This window comes from Aliiglaciecola lipolytica E3, assembly GCF_000314975.1.
GTDB classification, from domain to species: domain Bacteria; phylum Pseudomonadota; class Gammaproteobacteria; order Enterobacterales; family Alteromonadaceae; genus Aliiglaciecola; species Aliiglaciecola lipolytica.
The window spans coordinates 68,601-85,224 of record NZ_BAEN01000030.1; the positions used below are offsets into that span (position 1 = coordinate 68,601).

Annotated in this window: 15 protein-coding genes and 5 tRNA genes; 14 read left to right on the forward strand and 6 right to left on the reverse strand. The window is 41.5% G+C overall.

The features are described from left to right. Positions 1-52: 52 nt before the first annotated feature. The gene (locus GLIP_RS06705; RefSeq protein WP_008843845.1) at positions 53-964 is read left to right on the forward strand and encodes an HNH endonuclease; all 912 of its coding nucleotides are present in this window, start codon (positions 53-55) and stop codon (positions 962-964) included. 113 nt (positions 965-1,077) lie between these two features. Here the strand turns inward: GLIP_RS06705 and GLIP_RS06710 are convergent, their stop codons facing one another. The 3 genes from GLIP_RS06710 to GLIP_RS06720 are packed head-to-tail and all read right to left on the reverse strand — an operon-like array spanning position 1,078 to position 4,759. Beyond that, positions 1,078-2,352 carry a mechanosensitive ion channel family protein gene (locus GLIP_RS06710; RefSeq protein WP_008843846.1) on the reverse strand — a complete coding sequence of 425 codons (1,275 nt, stop codon included), beginning with the start codon at positions 2,350-2,352 and terminating at the stop codon, positions 1,078-1,080. A gap of 15 nt (positions 2,353-2,367) precedes the next feature. After that, on the reverse strand, positions 2,368-3,612 hold the full coding sequence (locus GLIP_RS06715; RefSeq protein ID WP_226992190.1) for a RelA/SpoT domain-containing protein: 1,245 nt from the start codon (positions 3,610-3,612) through the stop codon (positions 2,368-2,370). Then, a complete protein-coding gene (locus tag GLIP_RS06720) occupies positions 3,584-4,759 on the reverse strand; it encodes a CynX/NimT family MFS transporter (protein ID WP_008843848.1) in 1,176 nt (391 codons plus the stop codon). The genes GLIP_RS06715 and GLIP_RS06720 overlap by 29 nt, the downstream gene beginning before the upstream one ends. A gap of 429 nt (positions 4,760-5,188) precedes the next feature. Here GLIP_RS06720 and GLIP_RS22275 point away from each other — a divergent pair, with 429 nt between their 5' ends. Then, on the forward strand, positions 5,189-5,365 hold the full coding sequence (locus GLIP_RS22275; RefSeq protein WP_226992191.1) for a TRIC cation channel family protein: 177 nt from the start codon (positions 5,189-5,191) through the stop codon (positions 5,363-5,365). 202 nt (positions 5,366-5,567) lie between these two features. Here the strand turns inward: GLIP_RS22275 and GLIP_RS06725 are convergent, their stop codons facing one another. Then, positions 5,568-6,467, reverse strand: coding sequence for a LysR substrate-binding domain-containing protein (locus GLIP_RS06725; RefSeq protein WP_008843850.1), 900 nt, complete (start codon positions 6,465-6,467; stop codon positions 5,568-5,570). A gap of 121 nt (positions 6,468-6,588) precedes the next feature. Between GLIP_RS06725 and GLIP_RS06730 the strand changes: the two genes are divergently transcribed. Continuing rightward, positions 6,589-7,506: a DMT family transporter gene (locus tag GLIP_RS06730; RefSeq protein ID WP_008843851.1), complete on the forward strand. Its 918-nt coding sequence runs from the start codon at positions 6,589-6,591 to the stop codon at positions 7,504-7,506. A 508-nt stretch (positions 7,507-8,014) separates the two neighbouring features. Here GLIP_RS06730 and GLIP_RS06735 read toward each other — a convergent pair. Both GLIP_RS06735 and GLIP_RS06740 read right to left on the reverse strand, forming a co-directional pair. Next, positions 8,015-8,090 (reverse strand) — tRNA-Val (locus GLIP_RS06735). A gap of 27 nt (positions 8,091-8,117) precedes the next feature. Next, positions 8,118-8,193 (reverse strand) — tRNA-Val (locus GLIP_RS06740). A 250-nt stretch (positions 8,194-8,443) separates the two neighbouring features. Here GLIP_RS06740 and gltX point away from each other — a divergent pair. The 11 genes from gltX (at position 8,444) to GLIP_RS06790 (ending at position 16,597) form a co-directional block, all read left to right on the forward strand. Then, on the forward strand, positions 8,444-9,853 hold the full coding sequence (gene gltX, locus GLIP_RS06745) for a glutamate--tRNA ligase (RefSeq protein ID WP_008843852.1): 1,410 nt from the start codon (positions 8,444-8,446) through the stop codon (positions 9,851-9,853). A gap of 100 nt (positions 9,854-9,953) precedes the next feature. Continuing rightward, positions 9,954-10,029, forward strand: a tRNA-Ala gene (locus GLIP_RS06750). 176 nt (positions 10,030-10,205) lie between these two features. Further along, positions 10,206-10,281 (forward strand) — tRNA-Glu (locus GLIP_RS06755). Between the two features lie 125 nt (positions 10,282-10,406). Then, positions 10,407-10,482, forward strand: a tRNA-Glu gene (locus tag GLIP_RS06760). 325 nt (positions 10,483-10,807) lie between these two features. Beyond that, positions 10,808-11,593 carry a YiiX/YebB-like N1pC/P60 family cysteine hydrolase gene (locus GLIP_RS06765; RefSeq protein ID WP_008843853.1) on the forward strand — a complete coding sequence of 262 codons (786 nt, stop codon included), beginning with the start codon at positions 10,808-10,810 and terminating at the stop codon, positions 11,591-11,593. Positions 11,594-11,619: 26 nt separating this feature from the next. Further along, positions 11,620-11,928, forward strand: a complete 309-nt coding sequence (locus GLIP_RS06770) for a DUF1272 domain-containing protein (RefSeq protein WP_008843854.1) — start codon at positions 11,620-11,622, stop codon at positions 11,926-11,928. Next, positions 11,925-12,128 carry a DUF1289 domain-containing protein gene (locus GLIP_RS21650; protein ID WP_083880080.1) on the forward strand — a complete coding sequence of 68 codons (204 nt, stop codon included), beginning with the start codon at positions 11,925-11,927 and terminating at the stop codon, positions 12,126-12,128. Before GLIP_RS06770 ends, GLIP_RS21650 begins: the two co-directional genes overlap by 4 nt. Before the next feature lie 59 nt (positions 12,129-12,187). Further along, the gene (dusC, locus tag GLIP_RS06775) at positions 12,188-13,144 is read left to right on the forward strand and encodes a tRNA dihydrouridine(16) synthase DusC (protein WP_008843856.1); all 957 of its coding nucleotides are present in this window, start codon (positions 12,188-12,190) and stop codon (positions 13,142-13,144) included. A 52-nt stretch (positions 13,145-13,196) separates the two neighbouring features. Next, positions 13,197-13,733: a YaeQ family protein gene (locus GLIP_RS06780; protein WP_008843857.1), complete on the forward strand. Its 537-nt coding sequence runs from the start codon at positions 13,197-13,199 to the stop codon at positions 13,731-13,733. A gap of 174 nt (positions 13,734-13,907) precedes the next feature. After that, complete coding sequence (locus GLIP_RS06785) at positions 13,908-15,317, forward strand: amidohydrolase (protein ID WP_008843858.1); 1,410 nt, start codon at positions 13,908-13,910, stop codon at positions 15,315-15,317. Beyond that, the gene (locus GLIP_RS06790; RefSeq protein ID WP_226992192.1) at positions 15,314-16,597 is read left to right on the forward strand and encodes an amidohydrolase family protein; all 1,284 of its coding nucleotides are present in this window, start codon (positions 15,314-15,316) and stop codon (positions 16,595-16,597) included. The genes GLIP_RS06785 and GLIP_RS06790 overlap by 4 nt, the downstream gene beginning before the upstream one ends. Positions 16,598-16,624 lie beyond the last annotated feature (27 nt).

Genomic DNA, 16,624 nt, shown 5'->3' on the forward strand with positions numbered 1-16,624 from the left:
CAAATTTCACAGAGTACTGGTTTAATCTTAAATAACGAAAAGGTCTCCAAAAGTGCCAAGTGGAAAATCACTAAAAAAATTGAGATTGTTCGAGCAAGGTGTTGCTAACTTATCGAACATAGTTACCTGTCCAGCCAATGTGTACTGTTGTCCCTTGTGTGGCGAATTTAAGTCAATAGATGAGTTGACGCTTGAGCACGTCCCGCCGAAGTCTATGGGCGGAAAAGAAATTATTCTAACATGTGCTCAATGTAACAATGATGCAGGCATATCGATTGATAGTCACATCGCGAAGCAGCAAAATATGCACAGACTGGCGCGGAGTATGGCCACACAAACCTTTACGCAAAAGGAAAGAGCCACCGTTGACATAAATGGTACTCGGCTGCGAGTTGAACTGACAAAAGATGATGACGACTCAACAATAAATATAGCAATACTTAAGCAGGCAAACAGTCCACAAGATATTCAATCTGTACAAAATTTTGCCCGTGAAATAGCGAGCTCAGATAAAGGCTTAACATTCGCATTAAATAGCGAGTCTCGATATCACTACAATGAAAAGTTAGTGAGAGTAGGCCATCTCAAAACCGCATTTCTGATTGCTACTGCGGCGATAGTCTATTCGTTTGCATTTAGTGATAGTGTCAGCGCATTTCGTCGGCAAATCCGCGAGCCTTCTGAATCAATCGTTAATTATCATCTAGAATATTACTCCCTTGAGGCGGAAGAAAACTCGCTAGCTGAAGCTCCAGAGCTTGGTGTGATTGTCGTTTCAATTTTTGGAGTGCGTGTTTTACTGCCTCATCCGCAACGCAGTCTTAGTGACTACGCAAGCACTGTAAGAGCTGTGGGTAATGGTTTGCTCGCCACGATTAAAGGCACCATAATTCCGTGGCCTGACAATTTTATTGGATGCTTAGACAATAGTGATGACATCGTATTTAGTATTGTTGAGACTTAGTACCTTAGAAGACAATTCATGCTTATGAGAGTACGCTAATTAATCCAAACGCGTCTGGTCATTGCAACTTGCATATTCCATCGCCTTGATTTCAATCTTGTTATTGTACTTCTTTACTTGATAGCTTTAAGGTAACGAACGTCATCGCCAGTAGGCGACTCATGCGCTTTTAAGCCAAATTCGGGTAAAACTGCTAAAATATGATCAAAAATATCAGACTGGATGTCTTCATATTTATCCCATTTTGTTGTGTTGGTAAATGCGTATATTTCAATGGGAATACCTTCATTCGAAGGTGATAGCTGCCTCACCAATAGGGTCATATTTTGATGAATGTACGGGTGGCTTTTAAGCATGGTTAGCAAGTACCGCCTAAAAGTGCCCAAATTCGTTAGGCGTCGACCATTTAGTGTCATGGTAAGGTCCGTTCGTTTGGCTTTATTTTCTTCCTCAATTGCCGGCAAAGATGTCGACAAATACTCCTGCAGAAGATCGGCTTTTTTAAGCTTGTCAGCATGCTCATTTGTAAGAAAAGACACCGTACTCATTTGAATGTTGATCGCCCGCTTTATTCGTCTTCCGCCTGCTTCTGACATACCGCGCCAGTTTTTAAAGGAATCAGAAATAAGGGCATAGGTAGGAATAGTGGTCGTTGTTTTATCCCAGTTACGCACTTTAACCGTTGTCAGTGCGATATCAATAACATCACCATCGGCACCGTATTTTGGCATCTCTAACCAATCACCCACGGCTAGCATATTGTTGGCCGACAACTGAATACCGGCTACAAGGCCTAAGATAGGATCTTTGAACACCAACAGTAAGATTGCAGAAAGTGCACCCAAACCGCTTAACAGTATGAGTGGAGACTTATCCATCAATAAAGATATCGCAAGGATCCCCGTGAGCACACTGGCAATAAGTTTGACAGTTTGTAATAGGCCACGCAGTGGAAAATGTGCCTGACGAGCCTTTCTATCAGACAAGGCTTGAAAAATATCCAGCAAGGTAAATAGCGATAGCAATGAGAAAAGTATTATCCACTGGTCAGCAACAACCTGCACGATGTGCTGAAATGTCACGCCTTCTTTGAGCCAAACATTGGCCTGTATAATGATAATTACCGCCTGCAGTACATACGATATTCGGCGGATAAGTTTAAACACTAATGGTACAACGGTGCTGGAAGCTTGTCCGTTTTTACCAAAGTTGAAATTGGCGCTGAAGACTTTTTTTGCAATTGCTTTAAACAAAAGGTGCAACACAATGGCAATAATGGTTAACCATGCAACGACGGCGATGTCATACCACAGGAAGGGACTGCCGGGTAAATGCAGCTCAAACCAACTTAGTAAGAAAGTGCGCAATTGTTCTGCGCTACTGGTCATGTTCATTGCTCCTTTTTAATTTTTTTGCTTCACACCGAACAAGGTCTTTAGGACGCTAGTAGAAAAGCTTTTTTCTGAATCATACGCTTCATAAATACGGCGTATGTAAAGTAAACAACGGATAAACTCACTCGAATCTGCAAAGTAGTTCGGGTACGCCGACTTAATACCACCAACGGCATTACTAAATACCAGCGCTACTACCGCATCTTCTGTCACTGCCGCATGTTTCTCCGCCGCGACATACACCTGCGCCGCTTTTTGCGCATTTTCTTCTTCAAACACGGTCGTTTGGACTTTCTTTTGTTTCATATTAATTTCAAGCAATACATACCCGCGAATGCGCTCATCGTTAAGTCTATCGTCAACGACTTTTAGTGAGCCGGTATAGGCCTCGAGCTTATTGATTATTTTAAGATCGCGACAGCTTTTAACGACCCGTTTGCAACACGCCAACATATGCTCTCGCGCCTTTTTATCGGGATGCTGAAATATGTGCTCGTACATCTTTTCGAACTGACTTTTATGATCGAGTTGTGAGAAAAGGTGAATATTGTCGATAACTTCAAACAAGGCACCCGCATCTCGAAAAAATGACTTCCAAACTTCTTCGCCTTGGTTCGTCTTTAAAGATTGGTGGGTGAATAAGTCGACAATTTCAAGCGACGTTGCCCAGTAGTGTTGCACGACAGTTCTAAGTTGTATTTCGATGTACTTTTTGCCACCTTTCCCATCATTAAACTGACCTATTAGGTGAACACTTCGATACCCGTCTTCTTTTGGATGGTTAATATAGTCTTTCATCTTCACTTGGCCACCGCGAATTCTAAATTCACTGCGCTTTTTAAGACGACGTTCTATTTGTCGTAATTTCTTAATGCTACTAACAATAACGCGACATCCACCAATATCTTGCATGTTGCGTAGCTTCATTTTTTCGAAACGGCGTAATTTATTAACGATTGAGACATGCCGCTTTAATCGCTTGGCGCAGATTGCTTGTTTATCATAGGCTTGCGCTTCCTTTTCAACAACATCAAACGCGGTTTCTAGCGGCGCTTCAAAGGTATGTCGCCAATACGACAGCACATCCATCGCGTTTGAAAACTCTTGATTGTCCTTAAGTACATCATCGGCGATGAGTTTTTCACCGGCTTTGGTGATGGCTTTTCCGCTGTATATTGCGTCCATGTCTACCTTGTATTCTTCTTGTTCATGATAAATCGTATCTCTACACTGTTCTTGCTTGTCCAGCGCCAAGGCCAGAGACGAACTTGATTAACAGGACAATAAATAACATCATTAAAGACGGGTGCCAACTGTGAGTGATGTCATGAATATAACCAAAAAGGAAAGGGCCTAGCGCTGCTATGGTATACCCAATTGCTTGTGCAAAACCAGATAGCTGTGAGGCAACAACTGCAGAGCTCGCGCGAAGCACAATGAGCATAAGCGATAAACTAAATGTTCCTCCCAGCACAAATCCAATTAAACCGCATAGCCAAATCATCCAGCTATTGCCGGCAATCAATAACCCCATTAGTGAAGCGCTTTCCAAAGTACATAATAATACAACGATAAGCAGTTGATTGCCTTTTCGCCCAGCAAGTATCGGTACAAGCAGTGCTCCTGCAATGCCGGTAAATTGCACCACAGCTAGTAGCCAACCGCTTTGCGCTGCCGTCATTCCTCTGTCTATCAATACTGTGGGTAGCCAAGCAAGTATCACATAAAATGTAAATGACTGGCAGCCCATAAATATAGCAACTTGCCAAGACAGACCGCTTTGCCACAAGGAGGATTTTGTTGCTAGCGATGGGCTAGGCAGCTCAGGCTCTGCTTGCAAGTGAAGTTTACACGCGCAGACAATCAACGCGATCACGGAGAATATACTGGCTAAACACAATGTGAGTTGCCAATTTAAGTCTAACGTATGGGCCATGGGAACACTTAAACCCGCACCTAAAGCCGCACCAATAGACATGGTGGCAGAATAAGCGCCTGTTATTTTGCCAGCACGCTCAGCAAAGCGCTCCTTAGTGATGGCAGGCAGGCTGACATTACCGATGGCTATGGCCAAACCAATGAGTGCAGATCCTATGAAAAGTGATATTTCAAAATTTAGCGAACGCACAATAATGCCGATCGATAAGACAGCCATTGCTGTTATTAGGGCGTGACGTAGCCCTATTCGTGTTATCAGAGTTGATGATGCGAATGAAAAGCCAGCAAACAAGATAAGCGGTAACGTTGTTAATAGACCCAACAAAGCATTAGAAAGCTTGAACGTCAGCGCAATGTCATTAATTAAAGGTCCAACGCCCGCTAGGCTTAAGCGCAGATTAAGTGCTACAAGCAAAACACAAATTAGTATCCAAACCGCGCGGCTTTGTTTTTGCTTAAACATTGCTAAACGAATCGTTTTGATCGTTTATCAAACCGCAATAAATAATTTGTTTTGCTAACATGGATTGATACTGCCTCTTGTCATACTAAATCGTAGTAAGTTTGCGAATGGTCGTTTTTATTTTCCAATTAGCTTAGATCAAATAACCTCAATGCAATGTAGTTTAACGTTAAGATAGTTGAATTGCAACTGAAAGTGTTTCTCAGCGTGCAGAAACAATGCCGTTTGCTGTCCAAAGTTATAGCGATACTCATTAGCTCGCTTAGAATCTCTTGAAATTCTTTATTCTCACGTAGGTGTATTTAGAGCGTTGTCTGTATTGCTTTTATTGAAAAGATAGTTTCTGCCTAAATTCGGACTCCTAAATTTACAAAATACATCAAGATTTGGATTAAAACTGGCTAGATTCACATAATATTGAGATAAATAATGGAAGTTATTCTGTTTACTGTGAATATTATTGCCACAATCGCCTTCGCAATATCCGGCGTATTAGTTGCAGCTCGACATAAGTTAGATTGGATTGGTTTTGTATTTATTACATGTATAACGGGGATAGGGGGGAGGAACCTTGCGAGTTGTTATATTCGATTTGCCAGCTTTTAGGTTAAGCGACTATTACATCATTATAATCTGCAGCATTGGGGCCTTGGTTACCTACTTTGCTGCACAGCATATTTCAAGACGAAGCAAATGCTTATTCTTGGCGGTTGCAACGCCTTTTTTGTGCGGGCGATGGCAATTGTTTACAACCTTATTATGACCCTCACAAAGGACTTGCGTAGATGTGCTCAATTCGCATTTGAGTTTATCTTGCGAACGCGCACTTTGACTTTAGCCAAGCGCCTAGTTGAACATATGCTTTGTTATCGGCTCTTGATGCTCGATATACATAATAAAATTTGGCACCCGTAAAGGCTTGAGACGCGTCTAGCCTCACTAAATTTGCCTGCAATTCAGCTTCGCTTATGATCATTTCATCAATAAGCCCAATACCTAAGTTATAGCGAGCCGCTTCTGCGGCTAATAAAACATGACTAAAATGCTGATAGCGTGCGTGCTTTGGTAAGCTTGTGCGTGTTTGTTCTGACCATTTGTGCCAATCGCGACAATCGTCTTTAGCGTGTTTATCATAGTTAACTGAAAGGAGCGGATAACGTTGTAGCGCCTGCTCAAGTGTAATATTTTTTATGTCGTTATATAGCGATTTTCCGCACACTAATGTCAGCTTTTCAGAATAAAGATAGCAGGTTTCAAAATGCCGTGAAGGAGCATTAAGCGTGATAAAACAATCGGCTGTATTGTCACTGATAATTGGGTCTTCGGTCACCATATTTAGCACAAGATTGATATCTGGATAAGCTTGTCTAAATTCATCAAGGTGAGGCATAAGCCATTTTATTGCCAGAGAACTATAAATAGCCAGTCGCAACTTATTTGAATGTTTGTGTTTAATTTGCTCACTAGCGTCAAAAATATGATTAAGCGCGTTGCTTACTTCTTCATAATAACGCTGGCCTTTTTGTGTGATTTCAAAATTTCTGCCTTGACGGTTGAAAAGACTTTCTCCTAAATACTCTTCGAGTAATCGAATTTGGTGGCTTACTGCGCTTTGTGTGACATTGAGCGACGTTGCCGCATCTGAAAAACTGTTTAAACGAGTAACCGCCTCAAAACAGTGTAATGCGCGTAATGGTGGTAATTCCATTATTAATATTTCTCATATTAAAATAATTTAAATCATTATATATCATGAAAACAAGCCTATACAATGCGTTTAAATTCTTAGCGCATTTCTTCGTGTCACACTATTGTTTAAGGAGTCAATCATGCCAAATATGAGTGTTGGCCTCGCCATGCTGTTATTGGTCGTCGGTAATGTAGTTGCAGTGTTTTCAGACTCCGTTATTAAAAGCTTACCGGACGATGTAGCGACATATCAGTTTGTGTTTTTTCGCCAGCTCGCCGCCGTTATTCTAGTGCTGCCTTTGTGCTTACTCACTAAAAAGCGCGGACTTTTGATAGACATGAAATGGCATCTTATAAGGGGGCATGTTTGGCTACTGGGCGCAGTGTTTATGGTGTTTGCCTTAAAATCGATGCCCATTGCTACCGCAAACGCAATATTCTATGCAGCGCCTCTGCTGATGATGGCACTAGCGTTTTATATTTGGAATGAAAAATTAAGCAAACAAAGTGTATCGGTCGCTATCGTTGGTTTTATTGGCGTGCTGATAGTGGTGCAGCCGACACAGCTCACATGGTCTGGTATAAGTGCTTTGGTGGTGGCAGTGACACTTGCAGCAAATAACTTATTGGTAAAGAAAATCCCTTTGCAACACAGTGTGCTTCACACCTTACTATTGACGAGTTTATTGGGTATGCCGGTCGCATTTGGACTAGCGCTGTGGGAGCAAAAACCTTGGGACTTTTCTATTTTTGTTTCAGCGCTGTTATCGACCTCATTTATTTTGATTTATTCGGCAGCATGCGTAGTAGCCTATCGCGCTGTGCAGGCTAATAAAATAGCAAGCGCAGAATATAGTGGTTTAATTGGTGCGGTCATAGTGGGCTTGATATGGTTTGGCGAAATTCCCAGTATGTATATGCTCATTGGATCAGTATTAATTGTGTTGCCTATGATTTGGCTTGCCAAATTTGAGCGTAAACAGCAAAGACGAGACATGAATGTAGCATCGGAATCTGATGACCGTGCAATTAACGTTAGGCAACTCAATGATAAATAAAGTGTGTTTATGTGGCCGTTGATATGTCCCATGCTATATCGATAGCGTTAACACTAAGAAGTCTTTTAGAGTGGTGTTTCTAAAGATGATTAAGCAGTTCCAGTCGACTTTTTCTCAGTCTTTCACATTATGACTTTGTGGATAGGTAGCTTTATTTGACCATCGTCAAATAAGGTTGCTTTACTCATACAGCACATTTAGAGATAGCAAAAGAAATTGATAGAAAATTGAAAGTTTTTGAAATGGATTAGTATGCTTTATTTTCTTCCAAGCTTTGCATGTTAATGATTGTTTAATCCCGTATGGGGCTTTGTCGCTTATGTCCCACGCCGTTGCTTGGAAAGGCTTATTTTACAACGGATTTGGGGAATGAGGTTAGACTGTGTGTCCCACAAAATCCCCACAAATTACCCACTGGCGACCCACTAGTGACTCATTCGCGTCCCACAGATTAACATTGATGATATTTTATACAGAAGATTTTAACGTAAGCGCTTGAAAAGTAAGATGGTGGACGCTACTGGGCTTGAACCAGTGACCCTCGCCTTGTAAGGGCGATGCTCTCCCAACTGAGCTAAGCGTCCAAATGCATGATTTGTAAGAAGAAAAAGTGGTGGACGCTACTGGGCTTGAACCAGTGACCCTCGCCTTGTAAGGGCGATGCTCTCCCAACTGAGCTAAGCGTCCAATTTCTCTATTCACTTACCGTGCTTGGCAAGTGGAGCGCTATTATAGATATGCGACTTTGACTGTCAACCCTAAACTTTAAAAATATTGTTTAATTGCTGTTTTTCTACTCTTCATGGGGTTGCTCAGAACAATTAATATACAAAATGTCTCAAAATCGCATTTAAACATGATTTGATTTTAAAATTGGTTTTTTTTACCTCTTCTAGACTGGTAAACTTCGCGCACTAAATCAAAAAGGAAAGAAAAAATGTCAGTGATCACCCGATTTGCTCCTAGTCCAACTGGTTATTTACATGTAGGAGGGGCGAGAACAGCTCTCTATTCATGGTTATATGCCAAAAGCAAAGGAGGTAAATTTGTTTTACGTATTGAAGATACTGACATTGAGCGTTCGACTCAAGCGGCTATTGATGCCATTTTGGAAGGTATGGAATGGTTGGGATTGGAGCACGACGAAGGTCCTTATTATCAAACAAAGAGATTTGATCGCTATAAAGAATTAATTGAACAATTACTTGACCAAGGTAAAGCTTATAAATGCTTTATGACTTCTGCTGAACTAGATGAAATCCGCGAGAAACAAATGGAGGCAGGTGAAAAACCTCGTTATCCAGGAACGTGGCGCGATAGAACAGATCATCCAGAAGGACAACCATTTGCTGTTCGTTTTAAAAATCCGTCAGAAGGAAAAGTGGTTATCAATGATCATATCAGAGGGAAAATTGAAATCGCGAATGCCGAATTAGATGATTTAGTAATTCAACGTAGTGATGGAACACCTACATATAATTTTTGTGTGGTAGTCGACGATTGGGATATGAATATTTCTCATGTAATTAGAGGTGAAGATCATATTAATAATACACCAAGACAAATTAATATCCTTGAAGCACTAGGCGCATCTATCCCTGAGTATGCTCACGTATCAATGATTTTGGGTGATGATGGAAAAAAATTATCAAAACGTCATGGTGCCGTTGGGGTTATGCAATATCGAGATGATGGTTTTCTGCCCCAAGCCTTATTGAATTACCTAGTTCGGTTGGGGTGGTCACATGGTGATCAAGAAATATTCTCACTTGAAGAAATGATTGAGCTATTTGAATTAGACGCAATCGGCCAATCGGCGTCTGCGTTCAATACAGACAAGCTAATTTGGTTAAACCAGCACTATATAAAATCACTTCCCAGTAGTGAAGTGGCTAAACACGCTTTATGGCATTTTGAAAATCAAAATATTGATATTAACAATGGTCCAAAAATAGAAGCCGTAATTGAAGCCCAAGCTGATCGAGTCAAAACATTAGTAGAATTAGCACAAATAAGCCGATATTTTTATGAAGATTATGAGGAATTTGATGCCGGTGCTGCAAAAAAACATCTTAGACCGGTAGCAAAAGAGGCACTACTGTTAGTAAAAGAAAAATTATCGACGATTCAAAATTGGACGCCAGAGGCTATACAAGACGCTATTAACGATACCGCACAACAATTAGATATTGGCATGGGAAAAGTAGGTATGCCTTTGCGAGTCGCTGTGACTGGGGCAGGGAATTCACCATCTCTGGATGTTACTCTAAATCTATTAAATCCTGAACAAGTTGCACAACGAATCGACAAAGCGCTCATTTATATAGCAAACAGAGAAATTTCTTAAAAAAATCGTTGACATGAAAAGAGCAGATGCCTAGAATGCGCCCCGCTGTCAAGGAATGGTAGCTAGCTAACCAGCTTAGCCACTAGTGACAAAAAAGCACGGGGCTATAGCTCAGCTGGGAGAGCGCTTGCATGGCATGCAAGAGGTCGGCGGTTCGATCCCGCCTAGCTCCACCAATATCAAGGATTGTTTACTACCACCTAGGCCAGTAAACATTAGATATGACAAGAATTTGTTTTGTAAGGTTTAATTAAGTTGTAGGGCGGTTGTCCGTTCTATAATGTCAATCCTCTTAGGGACTTGAATACCTTACAGATATTTATCGATGATTACGTCGATAAACAAAGTTTCTGTCCCCATCGTCTAGAGGCCTAGGACACCGCCCTTTCACGGCGGTAACAGGGGTTCGAATCCCCTTGGGGACGCCATATATAAGAGAGTACAGGTTAAGTACTCGGTAGCTGGTAGCAGCAACATGGAACGCTTAATTCACATTCCTAGGCGAATTAAGTAAACAGTAGTGATAGAAATTGTTTCTTATGAAATATTTTTTGTCCCCATCGTCTAGAGGCCTAGGACATCGCCCTTTCACGGCGGTAACAGGGGTTCGAATCCCCTTGGGGACGCCAATTGAAAAACCGCACTTTAAGGTGCGGTTTTTTTTTGCTTCTAAATTATACCGCACAAAACTAAATTCACTTTTATCTCCAAAAAGTATTCAAAGCAATTGTTGCCTGTCCACGATTGGAAGTTCATTGTTGCCTGTCCATGGTTGGGCGATCGACGAATGGGCGGTAATCGCCGATGCCTGTCCACGTTAAAATATTGAAGTAAATAAAGGTGCCTGTCCACGATCCAATATTACAAAGTCAGGCACTAATTTTTATGGCTAATTTGCAGAAAAATTTAAGCTGATGCATATTATGTAATAAATATATTCACCGGATAATTTCATTGAGTCCACTAAATTGGATAGGCAAAAAGATTGCGCATTTTTTACAAAAGCCTAGTCCTACTTATCGAAGCGAAACTACCTGCGAACCTGATGCGTTAATTAGAACACTCAAAAAAGGCGATGTACTTTTAGTTGATGGTATGAGCAGGATAAGTACAGCGATAAAGTATTTAACTCAATCCACTTGGTCACACGCAGCTCTTTGCATTAGCGATCAATGCAATGCTGAAGTCCCCGATATTACCAAAGTCTTGCTTCTGGAGGCTGATGTTGTTGAAGGCGTAAGAATTATTGATTTACAAGTATATGTAGATCAAGGGACTCGTATTTGTCGTCCAGTTAGCCTTAATCAAGAAGATATTGATAAAATTATTGAGTATGCCAAAGCAAGGCTTGGCCATCAGTACGACACCAAAAATATCCTAGATTTAGCTCGTTATTTGATTCAAACACCACCTGTACCAGTCGGGTGGCGTCGAAATATGTTGTCGTTGGGAAGTGGAGATCCCACACGAGCAATTTGTTCTTCTCTTTTAGCGCAATCATTTCAGTCCGTTGGCTATCCTATTTTGCCGCAAAAAATAAGCAAAGATCGGAATGCGTCGCATGACAGTGATAATATATTCTTCCGCTCTCGGCACCACACGTTATTTGTGCCTAGAGATTTTGACATTTCTCCGTATTTTGCCATCGTTAAACCTACGATTGAGCAGCATTTCGATCCATACACTTTTAATTGGGATTCACGTTCGGTTACTAAAGATTTCAAAATTGACAATTCATAAGCGGACAAAATTTTTCGGAGACAGGCATGTTAGAATTAAGACCAAATTGTGAGTGGTGCGACAAAGATTTACCTGCCGATAGTGAGGAAGCCTGTATTTGCACATACGAGTGCACCTTTTGTCAGGATTGTGTTGAATCTGTTCTACATAATGTTTGTCCTAATTGTGGCGGTGGTTTTAGTCCTCGCCCTATTAGACCGCACATTGAGCATAGGCCAGGTGTTAGCTTACAAAGTCAACCTGCGTCAACCAAACGAGTTCATAGCCCTTATACACTGCAGGAAATCGAAGAGTTTAGACAATTGGTTTTATCACGCAAAAAATTAAATAAATGAAACCATTAACAAAACCAGTTCCTTCTCCCTGTATTCGCAATTGTTGCTTAGACCAGAACGATATATGTGTGGGGTGTTATCGAAGTTTAGATGAAATTTTAGTCTGGGGAGAATCAGATAATTCGCAGAAATTAGAAATTATCGCTTGTACTGCAGAACGCAGACAAGAATACATCAGAAAATTAAAAAACAACTCCTAACGTGGCTATATTTGTTACAATCCGCCACCTCCAAATTCAGCATAAATAATAAGAGCTTAATGAAAATAGTGTTAGCGCCGATGGAAGGCGTGGTGGATCATCTGATGCGTGACATGCTTACCCAAGTGGGGGGCTTTGACCTGTGTGTGACTGAATTTGTTCGAGTTGTCGAGCAACTCCTGCCTAACAAAGTTTTTTATCGTTTATGTCCTGAATTACATCATCAAGGTTTTACACCTTCAGGAGTGCCTGTAAAAGTACAGTTACTAGGTCAAGAGCCTGATTGGTTGGCTGAAAACGCCGTAAGAGCGATTGAACTTGGTTCACATGGTGTTGACCTTAACTTTGGCTGTCCTGCAAAAACAGTGAATAAGAGTAAAGGTGGCGCTGTATTGTTAAAAGAACCAGAAGTACTCTACAGAATCGTGTCTGCAGTGCGTAAAGCCGTTCCTGAGCCTCATCAAGTTACTGCAAAAATGCGCCTCGGATTCGAAGATAAAACATTGGCGATCGAAAATGCGCAGGCTATTGAGGCCGCAGGTGCGAATAGTTTGGCAATTCATGCGCGTACAAAAACGGAAGGTTATAAACCTCCTGCTTACTGGGATTGGATTGGCAAAATAAAGCTGCAAACGCAGATCCCAATTATCGCCAATGGCGAAATTTGGTCAAAGCGGGACGCACAAATGTGTCAACAGCAATCGCTATGCAGCGATATTATGTTAGGGAGAGGCGCATTAGCGTTACCTAATTTAGCACAAGTCGTACGCAATAATGCACCTGCTATGACATGGGAAGAGGTAAAAGAACTTTTATTGACCTATTCGGGCTATGAAATCTTTGGTGATAAGGGGCGTTACTATCCAAATAGGATAAAACAGTGGCTAGGTTATCTGAAAGTGCAATTTCCTCAAGCCGAAAGTTTATTTTTAACCATTCGTTCAATGTCAAAATCCGCGGATATTGTGTCAGTTTTACAGCAATCTCCTAATCCAATTTGTGATGCAAAAATTTAAATATTTGAGCATTAAATTTAACCTTACACGATAAAAGTCGCAGGTGATTTTCATGGCATTAAAGCCAACGATTTATAAATTTCGTATCTCTTTGTCTAACATGGACAGGCATCATTATGACAATTTAAATCTTATAGTGGCTAAACATCCTTCTGAGACAGAACAACGAATGATGGCGCGAATTCTGGCATTTTGTATTGAAGCTCAAGAAGGTCTTGCCTTAACAAAAGGCTTAAGTGAAATTGATGAACCCGATATATGGTTGAAACAACCTAATGATGAAATAGAGCATTGGATTGAAATAGGTGAACCCGATGTTGAGCCAGTTAAAAAAGCAACACGATTAGCATCGAACGTTAAAGTATATAGTTTCAATACTAAGTCCGAGGTATGGTGGCAGCAATCGGAGTCAAAATTTAAACAATTAAACGCGCATTTCTACCGTTTTAATTGGCAACACATTTGTATTCTTACCGAATTGATTGAAAGAACCATGGATATGTCAGTCACAATTTCAGATCAGTCTGCTTATATCGCGACAAGTTTAGGTGAATGTGAAATTCCCTGGGATGAACTGCAAAGCGCTTAATTGCAGTATCTTCAACAACTGGTATATTTACGCCTAACAAACCTCATCGGAAATACACTGTTTTTCATTAAGTCAGTGCAAATTGCATGAGGTAAAGAGGATATTGACTATCCGTTATCGAAATTAAAAATAAAATAAAAATAATAAACTATTAACACTTTTCGGCAGGAAACCATGAAAAAAATATCAAGTCACTCTGGGTTAACACTCAGCGTTTTGGCTACTTTGATCTTAGCCGGTTGTGGATCAGAACAACCAGAAAAAGAGCCTCCAGTTACACTCAATAAAAACCCTTTTCCCAGCACCTACCAGCCAATGGCTAGTGAACCCACTTTAATTACCAACGTCCATATTTTGGATGGTATTGGTGGTTATCTTGAGTCAGGTTCGGTATTTATTAGCGACGGTAAAATTCAAGCAATTGGTGAATCTATAACTGCTCCGCAAGGCACCAAAACTATCGATGGGAATGGCCAGTGGGTGACGCCCGGAATTATTGATGTGCATAGTCACCTTGGGGTATACGCGACACCTGATACTGCTTCACATTCTGATGGTAATGAAATGACCGACCCGGTTACGGCGCAAGCGTGGGCGGAACATTCCATATGGCCCCAAGATCCCGGCTTTCAACGAGCTCTAATGGGAGGCGTGACAAGTTTGCAGATACTTCCTGGTTCTGCAAATTTAGTGGGTGGACGCGCAGTTACTGTGAAAAATGTCCCTAATCGTGTGATTCAAGATATGAAGTTTCCAGGAGCACCTTATGGGATGAAAATGGCCTGTGGCGAAAATCCAAAACGTGTTTACGGTAAAAAAGGCGGACCTGGTACACGCATGGGTAACGTCGCTGGATATCGTCAAGCTTGGGCCGATGCGCAAGAGTACAAAAGTAAGTGGGATCGATACTACGCTGAATATGATGACGGTAAAGATCCTAAAATACCTAAAAGAGATTTAAAATTAGAAACATTAGTTGGCGTTTTAGACGGTGAAATTATTGTGCATATGCATTGTTATCGTGCAGATGACATGGGCACGATGCTAGATGTAATGAAAGAATTTAATTATCAAATTGGTTCATTCCATCACGCTGTAGAGTCATATAAAATTGCTGACAAACTGAAGGAAAACAATGTTTGTTCTTCAATGTGGGCAGACTGGTGGGGCTTCAAAATGGAAGCGTATGACGGTATTCAAGAAAATATCCCAATGGTACATGCTGCTGGCGCGTGTGCAATCGTACATTCTGACGATGACAAAGGAATTCAGCGCTTAAACCAAGAAGCAGCAAAAGCGTGGGGTAATGGTAAGCGAGTAGGTATCAACATTTCTCAAGCTGATGCGTGGCAATGGTTGTCAGCTAATCCAGCTAAGTCGTTAGGCATTTTTGATCAAACAGGCTCGTTGGAAGTCGGTAAAAATGCTGATTTGGTGTTATGGAGTGCCGATCCATTTTCTACCTACGCCAAAGCAGTAAATGTTTACATTGACGGTGCATTAGCATTTGATCGAACCGATCCGAATAGTTGGCCGGTGAGTGATTTCGAGTTAGGCCAACCTGGTGAAGGAGACAGCAAATGATGAATACTAAGAGATTGTTATCATTGGTTCTGATCGCGTGTTTTGCTAACACTGTTTTGGCTAAAAATATCGCGATTGTCGATGCAACAGTGCATACCTTAACCGAACAAGGAACACTAGAAAACGCAACAGTGCTAATCAGCGATGGAACCATTCAATCCATCCTTACTGAACCCCCGTCTTTGCAAGGATATGAAATCATTGATGCAAAAGGCAAAGTGGTTACGCCTGGGTTAATTGGCGCATACACTTCATTGGGATTGGTCGAAGTTGGCATGTCCGCTGGAACAGTAGATAGCAGTGCATCTGACAATGCGATTAGCCAAACAGGTGCTGCTTATAATGTCGCTTATAGTGTAAATCCAAATTCAAGCTTATTTGCAATTTCGCGAATTGATGGCGTTACCTCAGCAGCAACAACAATGAATCGTACCGGACAGCTTTTCCAAGGTCAGGGTGCATTTATTTCGTTGGCACAAGGGAGCGATCCTATCATTAAACCAGCCGCTTTTGTTTCAACAGGTGTCGATAATGACGCAGCCGACAACAGCGGTGGTAGTAGAGCTGCATTGTGGGTAGCTTTGGAGCGTGCGTTAAAAGAAGCAAGCTACGTAAAAGGAAAAACGTTTAATCCCCAGTCTCCGTGGTACGGAGTAAGCAGTATCGATGACGCCAATGCACTCGTGCCTGTGGTCGATGGTGAAATACCACTTATGATCGCTGCTCACCGTGAAGCTGACTTGTTGCAAGTCATTGCATTGAAAAAGCGTCACCCTATGCTTAATATCGTAGTGTTGTATGCAACTGAGGGATGGAAAGTCGCTGAGAAGCTCGCTGAGGCGGATATTGCGGTTATCTTAAATCCAGAGTCAAATTTACCCTATGAATTCGACCAGCTCGCAGCTACGATGGAAAATGCAGGCCGATTGCACGAATCCGGTGTTACCGTAGCAATTGGAATGAACACCCATAATATTCGCTTGGCGAAACAGCACGCGGGCAACGCAGTGTCGCATGGGTTGCCATGGGAAGCAGGGTTAGCCGCGCTAACCATTAATCCGGCTAAAATTTTTGGTGTAGATGATAAAGTGGGCAGTCTAGCCAAAGGCAAACAAGCTGATTTAGTTGTATGGTCAGGTGACCCAATGGAAGTAACTGAAGCTGCTGAAGTGGTCATCATAAATGGGGAGTTGGTTGAGATGACATCTCGTCAAACTAAACTTCGTGACCGATATTTACAACCTACTGCTGGTAAGAGTGTGCAATACACAAGGCCTTAGTATAGATTCTGTTTAAACATAAAAAAA